At 67.8% G+C, this 25,487-nt stretch carries 29 protein-coding genes; 15 read left to right on the plus strand and 14 right to left on the minus strand.

The genetic code is table 11. The annotated features are described in order from the left end of the window. The first annotated feature begins 217 nt into the window (after window positions 1-217). The gene (locus tag ACFWPH_RS27455; RefSeq protein ID WP_378755005.1) at window positions 218-733 is read left to right on the plus strand and encodes a MarR family winged helix-turn-helix transcriptional regulator; all 516 of its coding nucleotides are present in this window, start codon (window positions 218-220) and stop codon (window positions 731-733) included. After that, window positions 730-1,956 carry a multidrug effflux MFS transporter gene (locus tag ACFWPH_RS27460; protein WP_378755006.1) on the plus strand — a complete coding sequence of 409 codons (1,227 nt, stop codon included), beginning with the start codon at window positions 730-732 and terminating at the stop codon, window positions 1,954-1,956. Before ACFWPH_RS27455 ends, ACFWPH_RS27460 begins: the two co-directional genes overlap by 4 nt. 53 nt (window positions 1,957-2,009) lie before the next feature. Here ACFWPH_RS27460 and ACFWPH_RS27465 read toward each other — a convergent pair whose 3' ends face one another. Beyond that, window positions 2,010-2,651, minus strand: coding sequence for an SDR family NAD(P)-dependent oxidoreductase (locus tag ACFWPH_RS27465; RefSeq protein ID WP_378755007.1), 642 nt, complete (start codon window positions 2,649-2,651; stop codon window positions 2,010-2,012). Here ACFWPH_RS27465 and ACFWPH_RS27470 point away from each other — a divergent pair. Beyond that, window positions 2,590-2,967 carry a MerR family transcriptional regulator gene (locus tag ACFWPH_RS27470; RefSeq protein ID WP_378755008.1) on the plus strand — a complete coding sequence of 126 codons (378 nt, stop codon included), beginning with the start codon at window positions 2,590-2,592 and terminating at the stop codon, window positions 2,965-2,967. The two genes, ACFWPH_RS27465 and ACFWPH_RS27470, sit on opposite strands and share 62 nt — an antisense overlap. Before the next feature lie 103 nt (window positions 2,968-3,070). Here ACFWPH_RS27470 and ACFWPH_RS27475 read toward each other — a convergent pair whose 3' ends face one another. Then, window positions 3,071-3,499 carry a DoxX family protein gene (locus tag ACFWPH_RS27475; protein ID WP_378755009.1) on the minus strand — a complete coding sequence of 143 codons (429 nt, stop codon included), beginning with the start codon at window positions 3,497-3,499 and terminating at the stop codon, window positions 3,071-3,073. Window positions 3,500-4,002: 503 nt separating this feature from the next. Here ACFWPH_RS27475 and ACFWPH_RS27480 point away from each other — a divergent pair. After that, window positions 4,003-5,094, plus strand: a complete 1,092-nt coding sequence (locus tag ACFWPH_RS27480; protein ID WP_378755010.1) for an epoxide hydrolase family protein — start codon at window positions 4,003-4,005, stop codon at window positions 5,092-5,094. Between the two features lie 19 nt (window positions 5,095-5,113). Here ACFWPH_RS27480 and macS read toward each other — a convergent pair whose 3' ends face one another. The 4 genes from macS to ACFWPH_RS27500 form a co-directional block, all read right to left on the minus strand. Beyond that, window positions 5,114-6,304, minus strand: a complete 1,191-nt coding sequence (gene macS, locus ACFWPH_RS27485; protein WP_378755011.1) for a MacS family sensor histidine kinase — start codon at window positions 6,302-6,304, stop codon at window positions 5,114-5,116. A gap of 9 nt (window positions 6,305-6,313) precedes the next feature. Further along, window positions 6,314-7,045 carry a dethiobiotin synthase gene (gene bioD / locus ACFWPH_RS27490; protein ID WP_378755012.1) on the minus strand — a complete coding sequence of 244 codons (732 nt, stop codon included), beginning with the start codon at window positions 7,043-7,045 and terminating at the stop codon, window positions 6,314-6,316. Continuing rightward, window positions 7,042-8,208 carry an 8-amino-7-oxononanoate synthase gene (locus tag ACFWPH_RS27495; RefSeq protein ID WP_378755013.1) on the minus strand — a complete coding sequence of 389 codons (1,167 nt, stop codon included), beginning with the start codon at window positions 8,206-8,208 and terminating at the stop codon, window positions 7,042-7,044. Before ACFWPH_RS27495 ends, bioD begins: the two co-directional genes overlap by 4 nt. 176 nt (window positions 8,209-8,384) lie before the next feature. Further along, complete coding sequence (locus ACFWPH_RS27500; RefSeq protein ID WP_378755014.1) at window positions 8,385-8,972, minus strand: TetR/AcrR family transcriptional regulator C-terminal domain-containing protein; 588 nt, start codon at window positions 8,970-8,972, stop codon at window positions 8,385-8,387. A 147-nt stretch (window positions 8,973-9,119) separates the two neighbouring features. On the opposite strand from ACFWPH_RS27500, the gene bioB reads away from it, so the two are divergent. The 4 genes from bioB to ACFWPH_RS27520 all read left to right on the plus strand — a co-directional run bounded on the left by bioB (window position 9,120) and on the right by ACFWPH_RS27520 (window position 11,832). After that, window positions 9,120-10,148, plus strand: a complete 1,029-nt coding sequence (bioB, locus tag ACFWPH_RS27505) for a biotin synthase BioB (protein WP_378755015.1) — start codon at window positions 9,120-9,122, stop codon at window positions 10,146-10,148. Window positions 10,149-10,180: 32 nt separating this feature from the next. After that, a complete protein-coding gene (locus ACFWPH_RS27510) occupies window positions 10,181-10,408 on the plus strand; it encodes a hypothetical protein (protein WP_378755016.1) in 228 nt (75 codons plus the stop codon). Window positions 10,409-10,410: 2 nt separating this feature from the next. Further along, window positions 10,411-11,151 (plus strand): DUF2567 domain-containing protein, encoded by a 741-nt coding sequence (locus ACFWPH_RS27515; RefSeq protein WP_378755017.1) that lies wholly within the window; start codon window positions 10,411-10,413, stop codon window positions 11,149-11,151. 150 nt (window positions 11,152-11,301) lie between these two features. Next, complete coding sequence (locus tag ACFWPH_RS27520) at window positions 11,302-11,832, plus strand: DUF1353 domain-containing protein (protein ID WP_378755018.1); 531 nt, start codon at window positions 11,302-11,304, stop codon at window positions 11,830-11,832. A 52-nt stretch (window positions 11,833-11,884) separates the two neighbouring features. On the opposite strand, the gene ACFWPH_RS27525 is transcribed toward ACFWPH_RS27520, so the two are convergent. After that, on the minus strand, window positions 11,885-12,634 hold the full coding sequence (locus ACFWPH_RS27525) for an NUDIX domain-containing protein (RefSeq protein ID WP_378755019.1): 750 nt from the start codon (window positions 12,632-12,634) through the stop codon (window positions 11,885-11,887). Between the two features lie 76 nt (window positions 12,635-12,710). On the opposite strand from ACFWPH_RS27525, the gene nadA reads away from it, so the two are divergent. The 3 genes from nadA to nadC all read left to right on the plus strand — a co-directional run bounded on the left by nadA (window position 12,711) and on the right by nadC (window position 16,785). Beyond that, complete coding sequence (nadA, locus tag ACFWPH_RS27530; protein ID WP_378755020.1) at window positions 12,711-13,766, plus strand: quinolinate synthase NadA; 1,056 nt, start codon at window positions 12,711-12,713, stop codon at window positions 13,764-13,766. A 144-nt stretch (window positions 13,767-13,910) separates the two neighbouring features. Continuing rightward, window positions 13,911-15,818, plus strand: a complete 1,908-nt coding sequence (locus ACFWPH_RS27535) for an L-aspartate oxidase (RefSeq protein WP_378755021.1) — start codon at window positions 13,911-13,913, stop codon at window positions 15,816-15,818. Between the two features lie 106 nt (window positions 15,819-15,924). Continuing rightward, window positions 15,925-16,785, plus strand: a complete 861-nt coding sequence (gene nadC, locus ACFWPH_RS27540; protein WP_378755023.1) for a carboxylating nicotinate-nucleotide diphosphorylase — start codon at window positions 15,925-15,927, stop codon at window positions 16,783-16,785. Window positions 16,786-16,830: 45 nt separating this feature from the next. Here the strand turns inward: nadC and ACFWPH_RS27545 are convergent, their stop codons facing one another. The 4 genes from ACFWPH_RS27545 to ACFWPH_RS27560 all read right to left on the minus strand — a co-directional run bounded on the left by ACFWPH_RS27545 (window position 16,831) and on the right by ACFWPH_RS27560 (window position 19,233). After that, window positions 16,831-17,649: a maleylpyruvate isomerase family mycothiol-dependent enzyme gene (locus tag ACFWPH_RS27545; protein ID WP_378755024.1), complete on the minus strand. Its 819-nt coding sequence runs from the start codon at window positions 17,647-17,649 to the stop codon at window positions 16,831-16,833. Between the two features lie 214 nt (window positions 17,650-17,863). Further along, window positions 17,864-18,412: a DUF1062 domain-containing protein gene (locus ACFWPH_RS27550; RefSeq protein WP_378755026.1), complete on the minus strand. Its 549-nt coding sequence runs from the start codon at window positions 18,410-18,412 to the stop codon at window positions 17,864-17,866. Between the two features lie 255 nt (window positions 18,413-18,667). Further along, window positions 18,668-18,973 carry a hypothetical protein gene (locus ACFWPH_RS27555; protein ID WP_378755027.1) on the minus strand — a complete coding sequence of 102 codons (306 nt, stop codon included), beginning with the start codon at window positions 18,971-18,973 and terminating at the stop codon, window positions 18,668-18,670. Continuing rightward, window positions 18,970-19,233 carry a hypothetical protein gene (locus ACFWPH_RS27560; protein ID WP_378755028.1) on the minus strand — a complete coding sequence of 88 codons (264 nt, stop codon included), beginning with the start codon at window positions 19,231-19,233 and terminating at the stop codon, window positions 18,970-18,972. The genes ACFWPH_RS27555 and ACFWPH_RS27560 overlap by 4 nt, the downstream gene beginning before the upstream one ends. A 263-nt stretch (window positions 19,234-19,496) precedes the next feature. Here ACFWPH_RS27560 and ACFWPH_RS27565 point away from each other — a divergent pair, with 263 nt between their 5' ends. Then, window positions 19,497-20,789 (plus strand): hypothetical protein, encoded by a 1,293-nt coding sequence (locus ACFWPH_RS27565; protein WP_378755029.1) that lies wholly within the window; start codon window positions 19,497-19,499, stop codon window positions 20,787-20,789. On the opposite strand, the gene ACFWPH_RS27570 is transcribed toward ACFWPH_RS27565, so the two are convergent. Then, window positions 20,767-21,786, minus strand: a complete 1,020-nt coding sequence (locus tag ACFWPH_RS27570; protein ID WP_378755030.1) for an NAD-dependent epimerase/dehydratase family protein — start codon at window positions 21,784-21,786, stop codon at window positions 20,767-20,769. The genes ACFWPH_RS27565 and ACFWPH_RS27570 overlap by 23 nt on opposite strands. 242 nt (window positions 21,787-22,028) lie before the next feature. Here ACFWPH_RS27570 and ACFWPH_RS27575 point away from each other — a divergent pair, with 242 nt between their 5' ends. After that, window positions 22,029-22,958 (plus strand): inositol monophosphatase family protein, encoded by a 930-nt coding sequence (locus tag ACFWPH_RS27575; protein WP_378755031.1) that lies wholly within the window; start codon window positions 22,029-22,031, stop codon window positions 22,956-22,958. Between the two features lie 39 nt (window positions 22,959-22,997). On the opposite strand, the gene ACFWPH_RS27580 is transcribed toward ACFWPH_RS27575, so the two are convergent. Further along, window positions 22,998-23,753, minus strand: coding sequence for an SDR family oxidoreductase (locus ACFWPH_RS27580; RefSeq protein ID WP_378755032.1), 756 nt, complete (start codon window positions 23,751-23,753; stop codon window positions 22,998-23,000). 84 nt (window positions 23,754-23,837) lie between these two features. On the opposite strand from ACFWPH_RS27580, the gene ACFWPH_RS27585 reads away from it, so the two are divergent. Next, on the plus strand, window positions 23,838-24,179 hold the full coding sequence (locus tag ACFWPH_RS27585; protein ID WP_378755033.1) for a winged helix-turn-helix transcriptional regulator: 342 nt from the start codon (window positions 23,838-23,840) through the stop codon (window positions 24,177-24,179). Window positions 24,180-24,290: 111 nt separating this feature from the next. Beyond that, window positions 24,291-25,172 (plus strand): arylamine N-acetyltransferase, encoded by an 882-nt coding sequence (locus tag ACFWPH_RS27590; RefSeq protein WP_378755034.1) that lies wholly within the window; start codon window positions 24,291-24,293, stop codon window positions 25,170-25,172. Here the strand turns inward: ACFWPH_RS27590 and ACFWPH_RS27595 are convergent. Then, complete coding sequence (locus tag ACFWPH_RS27595; RefSeq protein ID WP_378755035.1) at window positions 25,146-25,448, minus strand: hypothetical protein; 303 nt, start codon at window positions 25,446-25,448, stop codon at window positions 25,146-25,148. The two genes, ACFWPH_RS27590 and ACFWPH_RS27595, sit on opposite strands and share 27 nt — an antisense overlap. Window positions 25,449-25,487 lie beyond the last annotated feature (39 nt).

The following is a 25,487-nucleotide window of genomic DNA, read 5'->3' on the forward strand; positions in this document are numbered from 1 at the left end:
TCTGCCGAGACCGGGCGCTCAATGCACCACATCACTGCGGAATCGGGCGGCCGGGCGGTGCCCGTGCCGGTCGGCTGGACCGGCCGGGTTATCGCGAATTCCTGAACAAAGGCAGGTTCGGAGCTGGGCCCGGACTGAATAATTCGAAGTATATGCTTAGTAATTCTAGATATGTACAGGATTGACTCATATATTTGCGAAGCAGTAGCTTATAAATATGGTGGATGAGGGCGAAGGTGGTGGCGAGGTTCTGTTGTTGGCGGAGTCGCTGCGGTGGGCGGTATCGCGTCTGTCCTCCCGACTCCGGGCCGAACAACCGGGGAGTGGTAGACCGTTGACGCGCCTGGCGGCGTCGGTGCTGGCAAACCTTGCGCACAGTGGTCCGCTCACGGCGTCGAAGCTTGCGGGGATCGAAGGGTTGCAGGTTCAGTCGCTGACCCGGGTGTTGAACGAGCTGGACGAGCTGGGACGGATCCGCCGTTCCCGCAGCGCTTCCGATGCTCGGCAACAGGACATCGTCATCACCGAAGCCGGGCGTAATGCGCTGCTCGAACATGTGCGTGACGGCAATGCGTGGCTGGCGGCCGCGCTACGCCACTCGCTCACCGATGCCGAATGCGGTGTTCTCGAGATCGCCGCCGGGCTACTGCGCACGGTCGCCGAGTCGCCGGTCGCCACAGATGACGCGGGGCCGGCGCGGTCGCGTGACGATGGGGCGGCACCGGCGTTGTGATCACCGAACGCGCCGACAGCAGCGTCCCCCGGAGCCGGGTGGCCGATCGGGGCCGTCTGCTATTGGTGCTGGCCGGGCTCAGCGGCGCGGCGCCGTTGGCCACGGATATGTATGTGCCTGCGCTTCCAGAGCTGGCCCGCTCGCTGGGCACCGACACCTCCGGCGCTCAAGTGTCGCTGACCGGCTTTCTGGTAGGGATGATCGTCGGACAGTTGATACTCGGCCCGTTCAGTGACGCGCGGGGCAGGCGTCCTGTCCTCCTGGTGGGGGCGCTTGGATTCGCTGCACTTTCGGTGGTGTGCGCGCTGGCGCCGACCGTGGTGATTCTGGATGTGGCGCGTTTCGGCCAAGGTGTGGCCGGTGGGGCGGGAATCGTGGTGGCCCGTGCGGTGGTCACCGATATGTTCGACGATCACGACATCGCGGGTGTGTACGCGCGGTTGGGGGCGATCACCGCCGCCGCCCCGGTGCTGGCGCCGATGGCGGGCGGTGCGCTGCTGTTGGTGCTGCCTTGGCGTGGCGTGTTTCTCGTGCTCGCAGCTGTCGGGCTGTTGCTGGCGGTGGGTGTCGCGCGATGGATTCCGGAGTCGCTCCCGGCGCATGCCCGGCGGCCGGGCGGCGTCGCGGCCGGACTGCGTTCGATCGGCGTGCTGGTCGCCCACGGAGCCGTGCTACCGCCGGTGTTGGCGCTGTCGTTCGGTGGCGCAGCAGTTTTCGCTTATATCGCCGGTACGACCTTCGTGTTCCAGGAGATCTATCACCTCACCCCGGCGGCGGCGAGCCTGGTCTACGGCGTCAACGCGGTCGGGAACATGCTGGGGAGTCTCGCCTACGGCCGACTCGTCCGACGCCGGTCCCCGGAATTACTGCTGTGCGCGAGCGCCGCCACAGCGTTGACCGGGCCGGTGCTGCTGGTGTCGGTATCGGTTACCGTGGGCAGCCCGATGGTGCTGACGTGGGCGTGCCTGCTGGTGTCGCTCACCGCGTTCGGTGTGTTCTTCCCTGAAGTAGTAACCATCGCTCAACAGCGTGGACGCAGCGCGCCAGGGGCCACCTCGGCACTGCTCGGCGGCGGGCAGTTCTTGTTCGGCGCCGCCGCCTCGCCGGTCGTCGGACTGTTCGGTGCCCGCAGCCCGGCGCCTATGGCCGCGGTGATGGCTGCGGCCATGGCGGCCGCTGTTCTCGCCGCTGCAGTGACCGCCCGCGCGGCAGCACGGTCCTGACTCGAGCCGCCGCGTCGGGAACTTTCAGTTCACCGAAGTTCCGGTGCAGTTTCTCAACTGAGCCCCTGGGCGAAACCGCCGTCGACGACGAGTTCGGTGCCGGTGGTGAAAGTGGCATCGGCCGCCAGGTACAGCGCGGCGGCGGCGACTTCGTCGACAGTTCCCGGCCGGCCCATCGGGGTGGTCGCCTTGCCGTCGCGGATGAACTCCTCTCGCTGTTGTTCGGTGAGCTCGGCGACGCCCATGCTGGGGGTGAGAATGAACCCGGGGGCTACCGCGTTGACCCGGATGTTGCGTGGCAGCAGTTCGGCGGCAAGGACCTTGGCGAAAGCGCGGACGGCTTCTTTGGCAGCCGAATATGCGCTGAGACCGGGGAAGATTCGATCGTTGGACACGGTGGTGAACACGATGCTGCCGTTGTCCCGGATGAGGGGTGTCAGGCGTTGGGTGGTGAAGAAGGCGCCCTTGGCGTTGACATCGAAAACGCGGTCCCAGTGCGCGACGGTGGCGTCGGCGAGTGTCTGGAACTCCGCGATGCCGTGGTTGACGAAAAGATAGTCGATTCCGCCGAGGTGATCTTCGACGAGACGCCCGAGGCTGTCGATATCGGCGGCGTCGGTTGCGTCGGAGCGGATGACGTGCGCGGGAAGCGGCTGCAGGAGCCTTCTTGCCCGCCAACGGTTTCGGGGTTTCATATTCGGTCATGCAGCGACGCTAAACTTACTGCGACCACGGCGGCGGTCCAGCGGCTATCGGGACTACGAGGAAACCGCCGTGGAGTCGGTGCGCCGGATCCGGATCCTGCTGGCTGCCGGACTAGCCACCCGGGTCATCGCCGAAGTACTGCCCTGCATGATCGCCACCGGCAGCTACCTCGCGCCGACCTGCGAGGAGATGGCCGAGGATCTCCGCGCCGAACTGGACCGGATGAACCGTGACATCGACGAACGCCTGGCCGCTCGCGAGATACTCGAATCCATTCTCGCCGCGGAGTCGCGCACCGTTTCGTGATCGCCGACGCAGCGATCGCCGCCGACCCGGCGGGCGATCGCTCCGGGCACGCACGATCGGCGATCGGTGGGGTCACCGATCGCCGATCGTGCTTATGGGTTTGTCATCGTGCGAAAGAGTTGCGCAGGTCGCTGACGGTGGCGCGGCGCTCGTAGGTGATCCAGGCGAAGATCGCGGCGAGGACCAGGGGGAAGATCGCCATCGCGGGCTTGTCGGCGATGAAGGCCTGTGTTCCGGCGGCGAGCACGGTGAGGACGGTCAGACCCGCGGCGGCGAGGGCGGACAGGCGCGGCACCATCAGGCCGATGCCGCCCGCGACCTCGACGATCCCGATGAAGATGAGCAGCGCGAAGGGGATGGTCAGATTCTCGGGGGCGTTGTCCACCAGGGCGTTCGGCATCACGAGCTTCGGTCCGCCGGAGGCGATGATGAAGAACAGGCCGAGCAGGATCTGCAGGGTCCACAGGATGCGGTTGCGGATCGTGCCGGGGCGGTCGGTGGCAACGGTGGCGGTGGGGTTCGCGGTGGTCATTGCTGGTCCTTTTGGTCGGTCGCGCCGGGTCGGTAGCGCGTTCAACCGATAGGACGGGGTATCGCCGGTGGAGTAATCGCTGTCCGCGAAGTTTTCTCACCGAACCCGCTTCGCGCGCAGGCGGGCTACGTCGAGGCGTCCGGCGGGTGGAGCTGTCGGAGGATTTCGCCGGCATGGGTCCACAGCAATGCGGCGCCGCTGTCGGGTAGGTAGTGCCTGGTGGCGTTCGGGATCCGGGCGGCGAGTGTGGCGCCGTGGTCAACCGGCGCCCATCTCGCAGTCCTGTTATCCCTACCCGCGCGGGACCTTCCCCGAGTGCCACGTCCATGGAGGTCATGATGGCCATGCGCCGGTGGTCGTTACAAACGGTTTCGCGGCTGCCGGCGGGCATCGTTTCCCGCAGGGGGCGATAAGTCGTTGGCTGAGCCAACGAAATGCTATGTTGGTGTAGCCAATGTTGGTTGCATCAATGAAATGGTGCCGAGTCCACTGGAGTGAGACCCGTGATCGAACCGTTCCGCATCGAAATCCCCCAAGCCGATCTCGACGATCTGGCAGACCGGCTCGCCCGCACCCGGTGGCCCAACGAAGTCGCCGGCGCCGGATGGGATTACGGCTTCCCGCTGACGCGGCTGAAAGAACTCGCCGAGTACTGGCGCACCGGCTACGACTGGCGTGCGCACGAAGCCGAGCTCAACGAACTGCCGCATTTCACCACCGAGATCGACGGGCAGAACATTCATTTCGTCCATATCCGCTCCGCGAAACCGGAGGCGCTCGCGCTGATCCTCACGCACGGGTGGCCGGGGTCGTTCCTGGAATTCCTCGACGTGATCGAACCGCTGTCCCGCGACTTCCACCTGGTGATCCCGTCGATTCCGGGGTACGGCTTCTCCGGGCCGACGCAGGAGCGCGGCTGGGATATCGGCCGGGTCGCCCGCGCCTGGGCCGAGCTGATGCGCCGGCTCGGGTACGAGCGATACGGGGCGCAGGGCGGCGATTTCGGGTCGGGTATCTCGACGGCGCTCGGGGCGGTGGCGCCCGGGAATGTGGTCGGTGTGCACGTCAACTACCTGCCGACCCGGCCCGACCCGGAGGCCGGTCTCGAACTGTCCGAATCCGACGAGGCCCGGCTCGGCAAGGTCCGGCAGTTGATGGCGAATCGGCCGCCGTATCAGGCGCTTCAGGCCCTCACTCCGCAGACAATCGGCTACGCATTGACGGATTCGCCGGTCGGTCAGCTCGCCTGGATCGCGGAACGTTTCGCCCACTGGACCGACCCCCGGACGCCGATCGGCGACGATCGGATGCTCACCGATATCTCGCTGTACTGGCTGACCGGCACCGCGGCATCCTCGGCGCGGCTGCACCGGGAGTCGTCGCGCGGGTCCGCGCCGTGCCCGGTCCCGCTGGGTGTGGCGGTTTTCGCGTACGACATCACGCAATCGGTGCGGCCGCTGGCGGAGCGGATATACGACATCCGGCACTGGTCGGAATTCGATCGCGGCGGTCACTTCGCGGCGATGGAGGTGCCGGAGCTGCTTGCCGCCGATATCCGGGACTTCTTCCTGACGCTCGCCGGCGAGGACGCATGAGCCGGTTTCTCCTCGGGTGTCAGGCGTGCGGGATGTGGAATTCCCATTCCGTTCCCTCGCCGACGATATCCGCGGTGAGTAGTTCGGCGGTACCGCCGAGGGCGGCGATACGACCGGTTATCGAGCGCGACACCCCCATCCGGCCCTCGCTTTCCGCTTCGGCGAGGCGGCCGGGTGGGATACCGATACCGTCGTCGCGGACGCTGACGACCAGTTCGGTACCTGTGTCCTCCAGGAGGACATAGGCGCGTGCGTCGGTTCCGGCGTGTCGCTCGACGTTGGTCAGGGCGGCGGCGACCGCGGCGGTGATTTCCTGGGCCGTCCAGCGGCCGACGCGTACCGGTTCGCCCGGAGTGGAGACCACCACCCTGGGGGTGGCGTGCGCGGTCAGTTGGGGACGTAGGTCGACGGCGGTATCGCCGTTATCCGGCTGCGCGGCCTGTTCGGAGACGAGCCGCCGCAACGCGACCTCCTGTTCGGCGGCCCGGTCCGCCAGTTCCAGCGCCGGGCCACCTATTTCACTGCCGCGCCGGCTGATATAGGACAGGATCTGCAGGACGCCGTCGTGCACCTGGCGGGCCAGTCGTTCCCGCTCCTCGGCGGCGGCGGTGAGCCGTACCGCGCGCTGTAACTGTTCCTGGGCGCGGCGGGCGGTATTGGCGGCCAGACCCAGCGCCAGCCCCACCGACACCAGAACGGGCGCCGTCGCATCGGCCCACACATCCTCGCCCCACTGCTGCCGCATGGTGATGATCGTGGCCGCGATGAGCAGACCCGACGCGACCCCGGCGAGCGGGCCGCGCAGAATGGCGGCGGAGATGACCGCGTTCGCCGACCACATGGTGGTGGGCAGCGGCTGGTGTCCGTGATACCAGTCGTAATCGGCGACCAGGGGAGTGGCCGCGATCAGTCCGAGCACCACGAGATGGTCGCCCAGGACCACGAGCGTGCGCGTGCGTGCGGTATCGGAAGTGCGCGAGCTGGTCAGGAGCAGGGCGGACAGACCGGACCAGATCACCATGAGCGCGATGAAGAACCAGCTCAGTAATTGGTTCTCGTAGTACTGCACCGACGCGATCTGCTGTCCCACCGCGTACAGCAGCGTGACCAGCCGGAATGCCTGGACCGCACGCCACAGCGGTGCGGTCGCGGCGTCGGCGGGGTCGGGTGCGTGGTACAGCGACTCCCGCGGGGACCTGGTCGTGGCCATATCCGCACTCTAAGCAGTGATCGTGATCTGCTCCGGCCGAAACTCGTGATCGCCTTCGGGGAGCCCCAGGTACCGCTGTGCCCATGTCCGGGCGAACCAGCCGGGCGCCGCCGCCCGGAACCGCTGCGGCGACCACGACCCGGCCCCGGAGGGGATGGCGCCGACGAGTTCGGTGCCGGTCACTCGCGGCAGGTCGATGCGATTGGTCCGGGCTGCCAGATCCGGGTGTTGCGGCCAGGAACCCACCACCAGGCCGGCGCACGGCACCCCGGCCTGAGCGAGCGCGCGGGTGGTGAGTTCGCTGTGGTTGAGCGTGCCCAGGCCCGGCGCGGTCACCACCAGTACCGGGGCTGCGAGCTCGCGGGCGAGGTCGAGGAGGGTGAACTCGCCGAGGCGTACCAGCAGGCCGCCGGCACCTTCGACCAGTGTCAGGTCGGCGGAATCGAGAGCGGCTATGGCGGAGGCGGTTTCGGTCAGGGTGAGCAGTGCGGCTCCGCACCGGCGGGCGGCGGTATCGGGGGCGAGCGGGTCGGGGTAGCGGGCCGGTTCGAGCGTCCGGGTCACCCCGGAGAGCGCGGTGATCGTGGCGAGGTCGCCGGGTTCGGTGGCCGCGACACCGGTTTGGGCGGGTTTGCAGACCGCGACCGTGCGGCCGGCGGCGTGGGCGGTGGCCGCGAGGGCCGCGGTGGTGACGGTTTTGCCGACCTCGGTGGAGGTGCCGGTGACGAACAGCAAGGTCATGCGGGCACCGCCGCGCTGTTGCGTGCGTGCGCCAGCACCGGGATCAGGACCTCCGCGAGGGTGTCCAGATCGGCGGCGGTCAGATCCGCGCGGGCGGTGAGGCGCAGCCGGGAGGTGCCCTCGGGTACCGACGGTGGGCGGAAACACCCCACTTCCACACCTTGCTCGCGGCAGGTGCGGGCAGCGTCGTGGGCGATCTGCGGGTCGCCGAGGACGATCGGGACGACCGCCGAATCCGGTGCCGCCACCCCGGCGATCCGCGCGATATCGGCGGCACGATCCAGCACCCGGGGTCCCAGCCAGGGGTCGCGACGCAGAATCCGCAGGGCCGCGCGGGCGGCGCCGACGGCGGCGGGGGCCAGCCCGGTATCGAAGATCATGGTGCGGGCGGTGTCGATGAGATGCGCCCGCACCCGCTCATCGCCCAGTACCGCACCGCCCTGGGCGGCGAGGGCCTTGGACAGGGTCACGGTGACGATCACATCGGGTTCCCCCGCCAGCCCGGTCTCCTGGACGAGGCCCCGCCCACCGTCGCCGCGCACACCGAGCCCGTGTGCTTCATCGATGAGCAGCAGAGCGTTGTGGTCGCGGGTCACGCGGTGCAGTTCGGCCAGGGGTGCCAGATCGCCGTCGGCGCTGAACACCGAATCGGTGAGCACCAGGGCGCGCTCCTCGGTGCGGCCGGCCAGCAGCCGGGCAACGGCGGCGGTATCGCGGTGCGGTGCGATCGCGACCCGGGCGCGGGAGAGCCGGCAGGCATCCACGAGGGAGGCGTGGCATCCGGCGTCGGAGACGATCAATGAACCTCGGCCGGCCAGCGCGGTCACGGCGCCGAGGTTGGCGGTGTAACCGGAGGAGAAGACCAGGCCGGCCGGGAATCCGGTGAATTCGGCCAGTTCGGCTTCGAGCAGCTCATGATCGGTGGTGGTTCCGGTGACCAGTCGCGAGCCGGTCGACCCGGCGCCCCAGCGGCGTACCGCCTCGATAGCTCCGGCGCGGACTTCCGGGTGCCGGGTGAGGCCCAGGTAATCGTTGGAGGCGAGGTCCAGTGCCCGTGAGCCCGCCGTGCGGGGGCGCAGGTGCCGTCGTAAACCGGCGGTCACGCGGATCGCCGCGTGGTCGTCGAGCCAGGTCAGTGGGTCCGAGGTCACGCCAGGCACCATACTTGAACACCGTTCAAGATTGCTAGGGGTCCCCTCGCCGTCGCCTGTGGCGGGCTCCGGCGTGCGGGAGCGGTATCGCAGCCGGCCGGGGCGGAGTGACGGCGAGGAGTGTGCCCCGACCGGCGTGCCAGGCGGTGCGTGCGGAAGGGGCCCTGAGGCGGATGGACTGGTTCGGGTCAGCGGATTTCCGCGCCCAGCCGGTGCCGGATGCCGGCGGTGAACAGTTGGAGGCCGAAGTCGAATCGGGCGGTCGGGTCGGGACCCTCGGCGGGCTCGGGGGAGTCGGGGGTGGGCAATGCCCCGGCCGAATCCATCTGCATCCGTGACTGTTCGTCGACGGTGTGGCCGAGCACGTAGTAGAGCAGCGTGTAGGCGGCGAGTTCGGCCTGTTCGCGGGGCATACCCGCGCGGATCGCCGCGCCGGCGATACGTTCCCGGCCCTTGCTCGTGGTGAGCCGGGAGGCGTAGGTGGCCGAGACCAGTTCCGCGCCGTCGCGGTAGGTGAGCAGGCAGTTACGCAACCGGTGCGCCAATTCGGTCATCGCCCCCGGCCAGTCGCTCGCGGCGATGGGCTGTTCCATCGGGGCCAGGATCCGGTCGGCGACGGCGCCGAGCAGTGCCTGTTTGTTGGGGAAATGCCAGTACAGCGCGCCGGGCTGGACGTGGAGCGAACCTCCGAGCCGGCGCATGGTGAGGTCGGCGAGTCCGTACTGGTCGAGGATGGTGAGGGCCCCGTCCACGACATCGTCTCGGTGTAGCTGCACAGTCGGTCCTCCCGGTGGCTTCGATACCGCCCTGACGCTACCCCAGCCTGAACGCTGTTCAATCTTTGCCGCTACCCTGTCCTGAACACTGTTCAAGTCCGGTGTGCAGGCCCGCCGCCGCACACCTCCCGACGAAGGGATCCGCCAGTGACCCAGGCCCCTGTCACCACCGAGATATCCGCCGGCGATGTGCTGACCGTTGCGCGGGAGCAGGTGCTCGAACGCGGTATCGGGCTGTCCCGGGAGCAGACCCTGGACGTGCTGCGCCTCGATGACGACCGGCTCGAGCGGCTACTCGAACTCGCGCACGAGGTCCGGGTGAAATGGTGCGGCCCGGAGGTGGAGGTCGAAGGCATAATCAGCCTCAAAACCGGCGGCTGCCCGGAGGATTGTCATTTCTGCTCGCAATCGGGGCTGTTCGCCTCCCCGGTCCGGGCGGCCTGGCTCGATATCCCGAGCCTGGTCGAAGCAGCCAAACAGACCGCCAAGACCGGGGCCACCGAATTCTGCATCGTCGCCGCCGTACGCGGCCCGGACGAGCGGCTGATGGCGCAGGTGGCCGCGGGGGTGGAGGCCATCCGCAACGAGGTCGACATCCAGGTCGCCTGTTCCCTCGGGATGCTCACCCAGGACCAGGTCGACCGGCTCGCCGCGATGGGCGTGCACCGCTACAACCACAACCTGGAAACTGCCCGCTCCCACTTCCCGAACGTGGTCACCACCCACACCTGGGAGGAACGCTGGGACACCCTGCGCATGGTGCGGGCCGCCGGGATGGAGGTCTGCTGCGGCGGAATCCTCGGCATGGGTGAAACTCTCGAACAGCGTGCCGAATTCGCCGCCGACCTGGCCGCACTCGAACCCGACGAGGTGCCGCTGAACTTCCTCAACCCCCGCCCGGGCACACCGTTCGGCGACCTCGAGGTCCTGCCCGCCGCGGACGCCCTGCGCGCCGTGGCCGCCTTCCGGCTCGCACTGCCCCGGACCATCCTGCGCTTCGCCGGCGGCCGCGAGATCACCCTCGGCGACCTCGGTGCCCGCCAGGGCATCCTGGGCGGAATAAACGCCGTGATCGTCGGTAACTATCTGACCACCCTGGGCCGCCCGGCCGAACAGGACCTCGACCTGCTGGGCGAACTCCAGATGCCGATCAAGGCACTCAACGAGACATTCTGATCGGCGGCGCCAACCGCGGAAGGCAGGGCCGGATGAGTACTGTCGGCGATATGGACGAGCGCTACAACCCGTTCACGGGCACGCGGGTCGTGCCCGGGCACGACGAGCCGGCCTCCCGGGCCGTCGCACTGGGTCTGGAACCGCCACGGTTCTGCGCGCACTGCGGGCGCCGGATGGTCGTGCAGATCGATCCGGACGGCTGGCGGGCCCGCTGCTCGCGGCACGGGGTCCTCGAGTCCGCGTCCACGGAGAGGCGGTAGCGGTGCCCGGGCCACGCGGTGGCGCCGCGCGCAAGGAACACCGTGGCGGCGGGCGCAGGGAGTGGCGTGCTGCCGTGGTGTTGCTGGCTGCGGTGGTGGTGCTGAGTGTGTTCGCGGGCGTGGTGTGGGGTCTGCTGGTACCGGCCGAACTGGTACTGGTGGTCGAACCGGGCCGCGGCGCCACACTGGTGGGGGAGAGCCTGCACAGGTTCGACGCCCTGGCGATCTTCGCGGGCCTGGGCGCGGTGACCGGCGTGCTGTCCGCGGCCGCGGCCTGGCGATGGCGGCGGATGCGCGGCCCCATCCAGCTCATCGGGCTGCTGCTGGGTTCGGTGGCCGGGGCGTGGGTGATGGCGTGGATCGGGGAATCGGTCAACACCTGGGACAACCCGCGGCCCGACGATCCGCCGGTGGGGCAGATCGTATCCTTGCCCGTCGGTCTGGAAAGCCCGCTCGCCCTGCTGGTCCAGCCGCTGACCGCGGCGCTGGTCATCCTGATCCTGGCCGGGCTCAGCACGACCGAGGATCTCGGTAGCGGATTCATGAGTCCCTTCGGGGAATCACGTCCCCAGCCGTATGCGGAGCCGGAGTACCCGGATTACGATCAGGCTTTCTACCCCGGTGAACCATCCGCCCGGGTGCCGGCGAACGGCCCCGCGGAACCCGGGGGCCAGGTGCCGGCGGGCAGTGAAACCGCGCTGTCGCCGCAGGAGCCGCCGACCGGACCGTCGCTGTCGAAGTAACGCGCGGCCGATCCGGAAACTGGCAGCGGCAACGGTTTTCGCCCACCCCGCCCCGTCCCGCGTAGCGGGATCGCGCGCTGCCCGCCGCGCGACCCCGGCCGCCCCGCCGTAGGCTGACTGCGTTCGGGAGGACGACAGGGAGAAGACGTCGTGGGGTTCACCAGTTCACTCGTGGTCGAGGAAATCGACGGGAAGTTCTGGAAGGTCCGGGAGCCGCTGACCTATCAGGGGGCGGCCGAAGAATTCGAGGTACCGGCGGGTTTCCGTACCGATTTCGCCTCGGTGCCGCGGCCGCTGGTCTGGCTGATCCCGCGGTACGGGGTGTACACGCGGGCGGCGATCCTGCACGACTACCTGTGCCGCACGGAGCGGGTCGGGGCGGCCGACGCCGACGGCATCTTCCGGCGCACGCTGCGGGAATGCGATGTCTCCCGGCCACGGCGCTGGATGATGTGGGCCGCAGTGCGTGTGGGTAGCCGGCTGAAGGGGATCTCACCGACCGTGTTCGCGGTGTTCCTGGTGATCGCCGTGCTGTCGATCGTTTTCGTAGCGATACCGACCGTTGTGGTCGCGGTGTTCCTGGTGCTGTTCTGGTTCATCGAACTGCTCGCCTGGCCGGTGGATCGGCTCGCGCCACCGGAGCGGCGTACCCGGGTCCCGCGGCCACAGATGCGTACCTGACGTGGAGCAGGCAGCCGGGGCCGCGCCCTGAGCGGCCGCGCGCGTTCCGGGGTCAGCCGCGGGGCCGTAGCGCCGCGAACTCGTCGGTGACCCGCAGGTCCGAATCGGTGAAACGGTACACCGACGCCGGCCGGCCACCGGCTCGGCCCGGTGTGGCGGTATCGCCGGTGGGTGTGATCACCTTGCGGCGCGTCAGAACACGCTGCAGATTCGTGGTGTCCACGTCATAACCCAGTGCAGCGCAATAGATCTCACGCAATGTCGACATCGTGAACCGGTCCGGCGCCAAGGCGAAGGAGATATTGGTGTAGGACAGTTTCGCGGCCAGGCGGGTGCGGGCGTGCTGTACCACGGTCCCGTGGTCGAAAGACATCTCCGGGAGCGCGGACACCGGATGCCAGCGAGTGTCGGAGGGGAGCTGCGGGTCGGCAGTGAGCGGGACCAGCCCGAGGTAGGCCGAGGCGATCCGGCGCGGGCCGGGCACCCGGTCCGGGGCACTGAACACCGACAGCTGCTCGAGGTGGTCCACCTCCCGCACATCGACCTTCTCGGCCAGCTGGCGGCGGGCCGAGGTGTCGAGATCCTCGTCGTTGCGCAACCGGCCGCCCGGTAGCGACCAGGTGCCCTGCTGCGGGTCGAGTGCGCGCTGCCACAGCAGGACGGCGAGTTCGCTGCGCTGTCCGGGCCGATGGCGGTCGAACATCCCATTGTGACCGCTCTCACCTGCGGCGATATTGGCGGGGAAGCGGCGAACCTGGAACACCGCGGTGAGCGATTCATGGATGGTGCTAAACTGGTCCACGTTTTCGATCATAAGTCGAAAACCTGGTTGAGTGCGAATCGGCAGGGTTGCCGAGCGCGCGAAGGAAGGAGCGACCATGGCGACGATGGGAGCAGAATTGGCCCCGGCGCCGGGTACCGCACTGCGGGAGCGGATCGTCGACGGGCCCACGGGCTACACCGGGGTGGAGGCGACACCGGAATGGGCAGCCGAGGTGAAACGCCTCGCGCGGCAGCGCAACGCGACCATTCTCGCGCACAACTACCAGCTCCCGGAGATCCAGGACGTGGCCGATCACGTCGGTGACTCCCTGGCGCTGTCCCGGATCGCGGCCGAAGCCCCCGAGGGCACGATCGTGTTCTGCGGTGTGCATTTCATGGCCGAAACCGCCAAAATCCTGAGTCCGGAGAAAACCGTGCTGATCCCCGATCAGCGGGCGGGTTGCTCGCTGGCCGATTCGATCACCGCCGAGGATCTGCGCGACTGGAAAGCCGAGCACCCCGATGCGGTGGTGGTGTCCTACGTCAACACCACCGCGGCCGTGAAGGGCCTGACCGATATCTGCTGCACGTCCTCCAACGCCGTGGACGTCGTAGCCTCCATCGACCCGGACCGCGAAGTGCTGTTCCTGCCCGACCAGTTCCTGGGCGCGCACGTCAAACGCGAAACCGGCCGCGAGAACATGCACATCTGGATGGGCGAATGCCACGTCCACGCCGGAATCAACGGTGACGAACTCAACGACCAGGCGCGCGCCCACCCGGACGCCGAACTGTTCGTGCACCCCGAATGCGGCTGCGCCACCTCGGCGCTCTATCTGGCCGGAGAGGGCGAATTCCCGGCCGACCGGGTACACATCCTGTCCACCGGCGGCATGATCGACGCGGCCCGCGCCGCCACGTCGAACCAGGTACTCGTGGCGACCGAGGTCGGCATGCTGCACCAGCTCCGCAAGGCCGCTCCCGGTATCGATTTCCAGGCCGTGAACGACCGCGCCGCCTGCAAATACATGAAGATGATCACCCCGGCCGCGCTGCTGCGCTGCCTGGAGGAGAACCGCGACGAGGTGCACGTCGACCCGGAAACCGCTGCCAAGGCACGCAATTCGGTCCAGCGCATGATCGAGATCGGGAACCCCGGCGGCGGGGAATGACGCGAGGTCCGGGACGAGCCGTATCCCGGTGCGTGGCACGAGTGTGTCGGGCCGCGGAGCGGGGAGAACCGCCGATACGTGAGCTGGTCCGGTTACCGGCTGTGCCGGCGTCCCGTCGGTGACTGCTCCGCTGTGGAGGACACGATGACTGGTGAACGAGGGACCCCGGCGTGGGACGAGCGCGCGGACCTGGTGGTGATCGGCGGCGGCGTCGCCGGGCTCACCGCCGCGCGCGCCGCCTCGCGCCGCGGCCTGCGCGTGCTGATTCTGAGTAAAGGCGGCCCCAGTGATACCGCCACCCAATACGCGCAGGGCGGTATCGCGGTAGTCGCGCCGCAGGGCGATTCGGTGGACTCCCATGTCGCCGACACCCTGGCCGCCGGCGGCGGACTGTGCGACCCCGCCGCGGTGCGATCCATCGTCGAGGCCGGACCCGACGCGGTCGCCGCCCTGACCGATCTCGGCGCGGTATTCGACCTCGGGCGCGACGGCCAGATCTCGCGGACGCGCGAGGGCGGGCACAGTACGCGTCGCATCATCCATGCGGGTGGCGACGCCACGGGCGCGGAAGTGCAGCGGGCGCTGTCGGAGGCGGGCCTGCCCGTGCTCTTCGGGACAGCCGTACTCGACGTGGTCACGGACGAGTCCGGTGTCCAAGGGGTCGTCGCGGTCTCCGGCCGAGGTACCGGAGTCGTGCACGCTCCGGCGGTACTGCTCGCCACCGGTGGTCTCGGACAGTTGTACGCGCTGAGCACCAACCCCGCCGGAGCCACCGCGGACGGGGTGGCGCTGGCTTTGTGGGCGGGCGCGGCGGTGGCGGATCTCGAATTCCTGCAGTTCCACCCCACCGTGCTGTACACGCCCGGTGGGATCGGCCGGCAGCCGCTGATCAGCGAGGCGGTGCGCGGTGAGGGCGCGGTGCTGATCGATTCCCGCGGAGAATCGGTAACCGCCGGGGTCCATCCGCGCGGCGATCTGGCGCCGCGGGACGTGGTGTCGCGGGCAATCGCCGCCAGGCTGCGGGAGTTGGGCGAGGACCACGTCTACCTCGACGCCCGCGGGATCCCCGATTTCACCGCCCGGTTCCCCACGATCACCACCTCCTGCCGGGTCGCCGGGATCGACCCCCGTCGCGACCTCATCCCGGTGGCACCCGCCGCGCACTACCAGTGCGGGGGAGTGGTCACCGACCTGCACGGCCGCACCGGTGTGCCCGGGTTGTACGCAGCAGGTGAGGTCGCCCGCACGGGGTTGCACGGCGCGAACCGGCTCGCCTCCAACAGCCTGCTCGAAGGTTTGGTGATGGGCGAACGGGCGGGCCTGGCGGCGCTCGAGCGGCTGGGCGAACCGGCACAGGTATCCGGCCGGTCGGTGCCGGAACGTCCCGCGCTGCCGCGGGCGCTGGTCCAGCGAACGATGACCGAACACGCGTCGGTGGTGCGCGAGGGGCGCGGCCTGGCCCGGGCCACGGCCATCCTCGAAACCGCTGCCGGCCAGGGTGCTCGGTTCCCGGCCGAAAGTGCCGAGCCGCACTCTCGGGCCACCGTGCCGATGTCCGCGGAAACCTTGCCGACCCCGGCATCCGGTCGCCTGCCGGCCGGTCCGGCAGAGTTGATCGCGCGCTTCGAAGATTCCGCTCTGACCGTCACAGCCCGCGCCGTACTGCTGGCGGCCGCGGCGCGCACCGAGAGTCGCGGCTGCCATACCCGCGCCGAACACTCCTTACCGCAGGAGGATTCGGCCGAGCCCATGGTGATACGCCTGGACGGTTCGGGCGCCCCGCACCTCGCCACAGATGCCATGGGGTCGCCGGTTGTGCATGGACTGGGCATGCCCTCGCACCCCGGTGGTCGTGCCGCCGCACAGATCGAGGTCGCCGAGGCCCCTCGCCGCCTGATGCCCGAGGACCCGGGGTCGCGGTTCCGCAGTGCCGGCGAAATGGGTTCGGCCGCCGGTGCCACGAATATCCAAGGCCCGCCCGATGCATCGACCGGCGACGGGATTCCCGCGCGTGCCACTGCGGGTACAGGCCCATCGGACGCATCATCGTGATCGGCACGGACGGAATCGGGGACCGCACCTGTTGCGCACGGGCCCAGAGCGCGCCCGTCATCCGGTATTGCGCGGCGCACGCGGAGAAGGAAAAGAGGAGTACACAATGACTTTGGACCCCGGGCTGGACCCCGACGCGATCCGCGGCCTCATCCGCACCGCGCTCGACGAGGACCTGCGCTACGGCCCCGATATCACCACTGTCGCCACCGTTCCCGCGGAAGCCGTGGTGAAGGCCGCGGTCGTGGCGCGCCGGCCTGGCACGGTCGCCGGTATCGATATCGGCCTGCTCGTCCTCGACGAGGTGATCGGCGCCGATGGTTACGAAATCACCGAACGCGTGCCCGACGGCACCCGCATTGCGCCCGGCGATTCCGTACTCGGCATCGTCGCCCCGACCCGCGGCCTGCTCACCGCCGAACGCACCATGCTCAACCTGCTCTGCCACCTGTCCGGTATCGCCACCGCAACCGCCGCCTGGGTGGACGCCGTAGCCGGGACGAACTGCCGTATCCGCGACAGCCGTAAAACCCTGCCCGGCCTGCGTGCCCTGCAGAAATACGCGGTCCGCGCCGGCGGCGGCGTCAATCACCGCATGGGCCTGGGCGACGCGGCGCTGATCAAGGACAACCATGTCGTCGCCGCCGGATCGGTGGTGAACGCCCTGCACGCCGTCCGCACCGCCGCCCCCGATATCGACTGCGAAGTGGAGGTCGACAACCTCGACCAACTCGACGCGGTCCTCGCCGAGAACGTCCAGCTGGTCCTGCTGGACAACTTCCCCCTCTGGCAGACCCAGGCCGCCGTCCAGCGCCGCAACGCCGCCGCCCCCGACACGAAACTCGAATCCTCCGGCGGACTCACCCTGGACATGGCCGCGGACTACGCCCGCACCGGCGTCGACTACCTCGCCGTCGGCGCCCTGACCCACTCCGTCCGGGTACTCGACCTGGGCCTCGATATGTAGCGCGATCCCCCCACGAACGGGCCGCCGGCCTGGGCGCCGCGTGGCTCAGGCGACTACCGCGAGCAGCGTGGTGGCGGCCGCGGTGAGTTCGGGATCGCCGGTCGCCTCCGCGCGCCGGCGAGCCTCCTCGACGGTGATTCCGCGGCTGCCCAGACGCCACACCGTATCGGCGCCCATCCGCACCGCGGCCGCGGGATCCGGGGCGACTCGGTCTCGAAGACCCCATCCCGTACCGTCGCTGACGGCCACCCAGCGCCCACCGGACGGCCCGGTGACCTCGAAGCTCACCTCCGTACCCGCCGGGCGGACGAGCCCGCTCAACGCCACCGGCAGCGCGTGCAGAAATGTCACCACCACAGGCCTGAGTAGCTCCCGTTCGTCGGCTCCCGGCCGCCCCACCGCGTCCCGGATCTGCTGCTGGTGCACCCAGAACTCGGTGTACTCGCGGGCACAATCGAGCCAGGCCGGGCTCGTGCCCGCCCCCGCCCAGGACACATCCAGGTATGCGGGCCCGGCGGGATCGGTCCGTTCCCACAACTCGTCCAGCTGAGGACCCAGATGCGTCAGTAGGTCCACCATGGTGGCCGGGCTGCACTGGCGCATCCCCGCCACGAATTCACCGTTTATCCGCGCCAGATAGGCAGGCAGTGCTTCGCCCGAGGCGAAGGGAACACCGCTGTACCCGTCCCGGCTGCCCGACAACCGGCGCAGATAGTCGTCGAGAAGATGCGCCACCACATCCCGCACCGCCCACCCCGGACAAACGGTGTCCGCGGACCACTCCGCCTCTTCCAGCGACCCGAGCAGGTCCAGCAGTGCGCGACGTTCCCGCACGAACAACGGCCGAGCATCGAATACCAGCATGCCTCCCAGTCAAACGGCGCCCGCGCCCCCGCGCCACCCATTTCCGCCCGCGGCGCGGCGCGGTCACAGATCTACTGGAATAGGCGCGTACTCAGCCGCCGCCTGTTCGTGGCGGCCAAGTGATCGAAAATCTCCCGAAGAAGGGCACGGGGATCGCCCGCAAACCTGTCCGTGGGGCTTTGCGGGACAGGCTTGCAGGCGCGACAACGAGGGCTCAGCGTTTGAGCGTGAAGGTGAAGTCGCTGGAAAGCCTGCTGCTCAGCCGGACGGCCGAAACCAGGCTTCCCTCCGTGAGGAGATTCTCGACCTCGGCATGGGAAAGACCGAAACCTTCGGCGATCAGTCGCGTCGGCCGGACAGGGATCCGGGCCGCAAACCGGACCGAGACATCGATTACCTCGCAGTCCGTGTGGTCCGATCCGCCGGTGTCGAGGCACCAGGCGTTGTCCCAGTCGAGGGCGATGCGATTACGGCGCTGCACTACCGGGTCCTGGAGCAGCTTCGCTGTCAGGCCGGGGTCGTTGCCATACAGCCGGTCCAGCAGCTCAGGTCGTATGGAACGCACATTCACCCGCTCCAGGACAGTGAGCTTCGTCGTTTCTCCGCACGCGGTGCACAACGCGAGGAGCCATGCGTCGATGAGCTTGTGGTGTGCGTTGACGCGGAATTTTCCGTTTGTCCGGAAATGCTCGGACGCGCAGACGTGGCATCGGCGGTGAACGAGGGGCAGGCAGGTGGGCACGACCACCCAGGTTTTGAGCATAGAAGTACACCCGTTTCAGTGAGAGGTTCGCAGCAAGAAGGAGCGCGACGCACATGCGCGGCGCGCGGCGATTCAGCGCTGGGGAGGTCTCACTGGATGTACAGCGGAATGTCCTTGGTTAGACGACTGGGTTCGGCAGCATCGTAATGACGCGCAGTGGCGCAGTTCTACTGGTTTTCGAGCGCCTTCCCGCCGGATCGCCCATCCGATCGAGGTGGCCGAGGCAACGAGGACGGAGGGCATCGGAGTTCTCCATCACGTGCCTTCCTCGGCGATACCGCCAACGACCGGGCCGTCCGAAGTGATGATCTCCGCGGCAGCGACGACGGCCTGCCACTGCTGGTCGTTCGCCAGCCGGGTGGTGAGATGCGGGACCACCAGCACTTCGGCGTCGTGCTCGATGATGTGCTGGAGGGCGATCAGTGCGGCGAGTTTCGCCGATCGGGTATCGGTGAACACTGTGAAGACCACGTCGAGTTTGTATTGGCGTGCCAGTTGCTGGATTTCGCGTACCGCGGTGTCGGGTGGGCACTGCACCACAGTGCGCCGCAGCTCTCTCACGGTCGCGCCTGCTCTGTGTATCGGGAGGCCAGGTCGTAGCGTGGGCAACGGTGGCGAGCGTGTGCGGCCATCACCTGGTGTGCGTGCGCGTATCCGCGCAGCGGCTCTTCGGATCTGCAGCAGGCAGGGTAGTCGAGTGCCCGGAGCCCGGCGGCAATTCGTTCCATGAGGGCCCGGTTGCGGTTGTGCCAGATCTGGAGTGTGGTCGCCATCGCCTGATTGCCCGGGGTTCGGGTCGGCAGTGGGGGAGTCTCTGTCATGGGGAGACCTCGTTGTGTAGTGGATGTCAGTTCACGGCATCGAAGGTTCTCGGGGCTGACCCTTTCGCGGTCCGGCCCGGCGACTTGTCTTCTTGGCCGACATCTCGCTGTACGGCCGGACCTGAAATCCCGGAACCTGAAGAGATCGTGGCCGGAAAGACTGCCCCGGATCTATACCGGATGCGTCCCGTTCGATCCCGGTTCTTCCCGAATCGTGGTTATGGCGCGATGTTTCCGGTGGACATACCCTGAGCAGCAGGCCGATGAGAAAGGCGACGGCGATGGAAGGACTACCGCGGACACGACTGGAGCAGGTCATCAAGAGCCGTGGTCTCAGCACGTCCGGAGTGGTTCGGGAATTCAATCACCGTGCAACCGCGCTGGGTATCGATGCGACTGTGAGCCCGTCAACGCTGCACAGATGGGTATCCGGTGCCGAGCGTCCACGCGTTGGATCGCAGAAGGTGCTCGAGGATTGGTTTTCCGAGCCCGCGGGAGTACTTCTGGGGTGCCCGCATTCTGTTCCGGCCAAGGCGATTTGCAGTGTGGAGGATTTGGTTATGACATCTGGACACGAGTCGGCAGAGCATGCGTTTGCGGCCGCAGCCGCCGCGATCGATCCAGTGGCGGTCGAGAATTTGCAGGCTCAGGTCGAGCGACAAGCGCGCCGATTCAATACAACGCCAACTTTCACCGTGATGCGGGACCTGGTTGTCCTCCGTGACCGCGTGTACGACCAACTCGATCGCACGGACAAGCCCAGGCAGAAGGCCGAGCTATTTCTGGCTGCGGGGCAAATCTGTGGCTTGATCTCGGTGGCCAGCCTCGACCTGGGCTACGCCGACGCAGCGGAACAGCAGGCGCGCGCGGCGCTGACCTATGGCCAACTCATAGAACACCAGTCGCTACAGGGCTGGGCTCGGGCATTGCTCGCTACCGTCGCGTATTGGTCGGGACGGCCACACAAAGCGGTCGACAGCGCCGAGGGCGGGCTGGCCGTGACCACGGCGGCGACAGTCCGTGCGCAGCTCCACAGCCTGACCGCCCGAGCGCTCGGCCAGATCGGCGCCCGGGAAGAAGTCGCCCAGCAGTTGCATGCCGCAGAGAACGAACTCGACCGCGCCGGCGCGGACCCGCTGTTCGACGGGATAGGCGGTGAAATGAGGTTCGACTTGTTGCGTTATTCCGTGTGTGCCGCCGCCGCCTATATATCCCTGGGTGACGGCGCGGCCGCGGAGACCGCCAGCGACAATGCGCTCGCACAGTTCAGCACCGGCGAGTCGACACGGCTCGCAGTCCTGGCTGCGCAGACCGACCTGGCGACCGCTCGAACGCTGCGCGGTGATCTCGCCGGTGCCCAGCAGGCCCTCGGGCCGTTGCTGGAGATCGACACTGAGCGCCGCACCGAACGGTTGACCCAGCGCGCAGTCGCCCTCGGACGCTTGCTCGGAGTCAACCGGTTTCACGGCGCAGCCGAAGCTCGCACACTGGGCCTGACCCTCGAAGACTTCACCCGCGCGAGTTTGCCGCGCACTATCCCTGCTGCCCTCCCGTAGCTGCGCGGAGGTCATCCCAACGAGCGAGCAAGCTCCGCTCAACTTCTGCGGAAATCCCGTTTCCCGCAGAAGCCATGGCAGTATCCGCTCCACCGCTGGCCAACCAGTCCCAGGTCTCAGCAACAGTGTCGACAAGCGGTTGCGTTGTAAACCCTGATTGCCGAGCCCGACCGGCATCGACCTGCCACACACCCCGCTCGATGCGCCATAGCGGCAGGCTCGTCCAGGGCGTAAGGCATTGACCTGCAAGCCATTCCTCGTCAGTGACCCACGACAACTCTGCGTGTGCACCGGTCGCATCACGGCAGGCGTACAGCAGATCGGCCATGGTGGCCCTATTGGGCGGCCCGGCAAGATTGAAAATTCCGCTGCCCCCTTGCGCACATCGGATCGCGAATTCCGCAACATCATGGACATCGACCGGCGTGATCTCCCGGTCGGGGTGTCCCGGAGCCAGGACACGGCCGCCATGAGCGATGCGATGCAGCCACCAAGGCAGTCGGCCGAGGTAGTCGTGCGGTCCGAGGATCGCTCCGGGCCGCAATACCACCGTGCGGTCGGCTCCGAAGATTTCCCGCACAGCCGCTTCGCAGCCTGATTTCAGCGCCCCGTATCCGGCCTGACCAGCAGGCGTGTCGGATGGGCACAGGAATGTGGGCGAGGTCTCGGTGGTCGGGGCAGCCGGCCAATCTCGGTACACCGCTACCGTGGAGACCACGATGTATCTGGCCGCCACCGGTTCCAGGGCGGCGGCCAGTTTCTGGGTTCGGTCGGGGGCATAGGCGGAGGTGTCTACCACCGCGTCCCATTGCCCCGATCCCGCCAGCCGGGCAATATCTACGGCATTGTTCCTGTCACCACGGATCAGCGCCGTTTGCTGCTGTCCGGTTTCCGAGGTGCCTCGCCGAAAACAGGTGACCTCGATACCCATGGCTGTCGCGCGACTCACCACAGCGCGGCCGAGGAACCGCGTCCCACCGAGAACAAGCAACTTCACGAGGACCAATTCTGCACGCCTTCCAGTCCATCGACCAGCAGAGTGCCGCCCGGCGATGCGCGGTCGCCGACTGAGCGCTCCACGCTTACTCTCATGCTGGAACCCGCCGCTCACGCGTCGGTCCCGGCCATGGAATGGAGCGGCAAACATGGTCAAAACCCAAGAGCTTTCCGTCAGTACCCGAAGCCTGGAGGCGAGATGAATGCATGATCGGTAGCGGTCGATCCGAAAGTTCATCGCGGATGAGCGGGCGGTCCACGGTTCCCGAACTGGCCGAGCGCCTCGCTGGACTGGTTCGCGGGATGATGATCGAAGTTCGGCCGCGGCTACTGGACGCAGCCTTGTCCGGCCGACGCTCGGAGAACGAGAATTCGCGGCACCACGATAATTTCCTGTCCGACTACGACCTGTGGATGCACCGGCGGTACAAGGACCTCCTGGCCGGGTGCCTACCGTCGTTCATCTATGCGTCCGAGGAAGCTGATCCTGAGATCGTCGGCGACGAGGCAGACCCCGACCTCTGTGTGCTCGTCGATCCTCTCGATACCAGCGAACTCGCTGTGCGCGCATTGCACGGCTACACACACGTTCTCGTTTACTCCCGTGCGCTGGCCCGGCCGATCGTTGCGGTTGTCGGCGATATCTTCCATCACGTTCAGGTATACGTTGCCGCCAGGGATGCAGCCGGCGACGATATCGCCTTCCTGGTCACCGTCGACGGTATCGAACATCGCCTGGACCAGCCTTCTGGTGCCTGCCTGTCCGAAGCTTTGGTCACAAACTATTCGATGCGGCCGCAACAGCGATTCCGGCCACTCGCTCGGCAACACGACTTCATCGACGCGTTGAGCGCGGAATCCGGGGAGGGCAAGGCCAAGGGGCGCATCGGTGTCGATTTCGGGTCCATCGGCCTGTGCCATGTCGCAGCCGGGTTCACCGACGCAATGCTCGAGTTCGCGAAAGGGTTCGCTGTCTGGGATCTGTCGCCGGGGCACTACATCCTGCATGCGGCGGGCGGCACGGTCACGGACCTGCGCGGTAGGCCGCTACCCCTGGACTACGACCTCGGCTCGATGGCGACGATCAACCGCGCAATGGGCAGGCGCCAGACGTTCATTGCGGCTGGGAATTCGGCGCTTGCCGGAGAAATCAGCCGGTCGCTGAGCGTATGAGTGTTGCGGGTACGGCCGACCCCAGCGGCGCGCGGCCGATCAGACTCCGGAGGGGAGGTAGTCGTGGCCACCGACATAGGTGGTGTGCCCGCAGGGCACCGCGGTGTCTATCGATCCGGCTACTGCTTCGGCGAATTGGTCGAGGGTGGGTAGCGGCCCGCTGGTGCGGCGGGTGGCGACGGCTTCGGGGTCCCGGCGCTCCAGCAGCCGGACGACGATCGTCCCGTCGATCATGTCACCGGAGACGACGACGAATCCGATCCGGCGTGCGGTGAAATCCGGGATGAGCGCTCGTAGTGCGTGCTCACCGGCGCGTTTGCTCGCGGCCACCGGTTCATACCCCTGCGGCAGCGGGCCGCCTCGGTCGTGGAAGTGCGCTTGATGGCTGGTGACGAAGACGATTCGCCCGCCGGCGGGCATGAGCGGCAGAGCGAGTGTGGCCAGCCGCACCTGCGCGTCACGATTGAGCCGCAAGGCGTAGCCGGGGTCGGCGTCGCGTTCCAGCCCGCCGGAGGCGTTGAGGACGAGGACGTCCAGCCGGCCGAAGTCGCGGCGGATCTCGCCGAGCATGGCGGTTACCGCCGCAGCATCGGCTAGATCGGCGCCGATCGCGGAGGCGTTGCCTCCGGCCGCGACGATCCCGTCGACCACGACCTGCGCTCGTTTCACCTTCTCCCGGTAATTGACCACGACATGGGTGTCCGGGGCAGCGAGACGTTGCGCCGTGGCGGCGCCGACTCCGCGGGACGCGCCGGTGATCAGCACCACCCGCCGGCTCGTATCCGAGCGGCCCATCGAGACTCCTCCCACTCCGGTGCTTCTAATTCAGAACCAACTATGGTGCTTCGAAATGAGAAGTGCAACTGCTGGGATCTTGCAGTGAGCGCCGACGTCGACCCGGCGCACGGCCCGATCCTCGCCGCCATCGAGCTACTGGGGCAGCGATGGATACTGCGGGTTCTCTGGGAACTGGAACCGGGGCCACTCGGCTTTCTGGAGCTGCGCCGACGGATGGGCAATTGCTCCTCGAGCATGCTGTCGAATCGACTGCAGCAATTACAGGCGGCGGGGCTGATCGAGAAGCACGGGTCCACCGGCTCCTACGAATTGACGGCGGCAGGGATCGGCCTCAGTGAGGCGTTGCAGTCTCTCTGGGACTGGTCCGAGTCCTGGGCCGGTGGTGAGTCGGGCGGCGTGTGGACGCGCGGCGACCGGAGATGACGCGGGCACGCTCGATCGGCAGGTCGTGCCTGTGTACGGCGGCTGCGCGGGGAACATATGCCGTGTGCGGAAGGTTGCTCCTATCGATATCGGGTGAAATCGAGGAGTGTCATGCCGAAGCCCGCCGATGCGGCATACCACTGGAACGGCGACCAGCTGGATCTGGAGCTGTACCTGAACAGGGTCGGGTACTCCGGGCCGCGTACCCCCACGTCGACAGTGCTGCGGTCACTGGTCGCTGCCCATACGACTTCCATCCCGTTCGAGAACCTCGAAGCGGTACTGGGCCGGCCCGTTCCGCTGGACCTGGAAACTTTGCAGGACAAGCTGTTACGGCAGCGGCGGGGTGGCTACTGCTACGAGAACGTCACCGTGTTCGGGGCGGCGCTGGAACGGCTGGGTTTCGGGGTGACCGGGCTGTCCGGGCGGGTCACGATGGGGGCGGACGGGTTGCGGCCTGCCACCCATGCGTTGCTGCGGGTCACCACCAGCGACGACGACCGGATATGGATCGTCGACGTCGGGTTCGGGGCGGGTCCGGCCGAACCCTATGCGCTCGTCGACAGCCCGGCGGAGTTCCTGCTCGGTGAATGGCGGTTCCGGCTCGCTCGGGAATTCGGCGAGCTGGAAAACGAACAGTGGATCCTGCACCAGTTCGCGAAGGACGGATGGGTCGACCGCTACACCTTCACCCTCGCACCGCAGTACCGGATGGATTACGAGGTCGGGAACCATTTCGTCGCCACCTCGCCGCGGTCGCCCTTCACCCGGCGGCCGTTCGTGCAGCGTTTCCATCCCGACGTCCACCACATCCTCGACGGTCGTGTCCTGACCACCGAACATCCCGACGGCTCCAGCCGGTCGCGGGAATTGGAGCCGGCGGAACTGCCGGAAACACTGGCGAAAGTGTTCGATATCGAACTTCCCGACGAGGATGCCGCGGCGTTGCTTCGCGCCCCGTGGGCCTCAGCGAGGTTGGTTGACGTCGAGTAGGGCCGCCCAGAATTCCTGTTGCACCGCATCCCACAGGTCCTGGTGTTGCGGCAACACTTCACGGGCATCGGCAAGATCGAGCGGGCCCGCATCGCCGGCGAAGACGACCATTCCGCGTTGCGCCGATGGCAGCGGCTCGTCGGGCCACTGGACCGCGGGACTCGAGTCGCCGAGTAGCAATACGCGCCGAATCCACGGGCGTCTGCGTGTCAGCGACCAGTCCGCGGTCTTCTTCCCGTCGGTGGTTGTCGTCGTACGCAGTCCTTCTCGCTTCATTGCTTCCTCGCGGCTGGTGGTTCCCGGTGCGGGGACTCT

The sequence above is a fragment of the Nocardia sp. NPDC058499 genome (assembly GCF_042719915.1).
Classification (GTDB): domain Bacteria; phylum Actinomycetota; class Actinomycetes; order Mycobacteriales; family Mycobacteriaceae; genus Nocardia.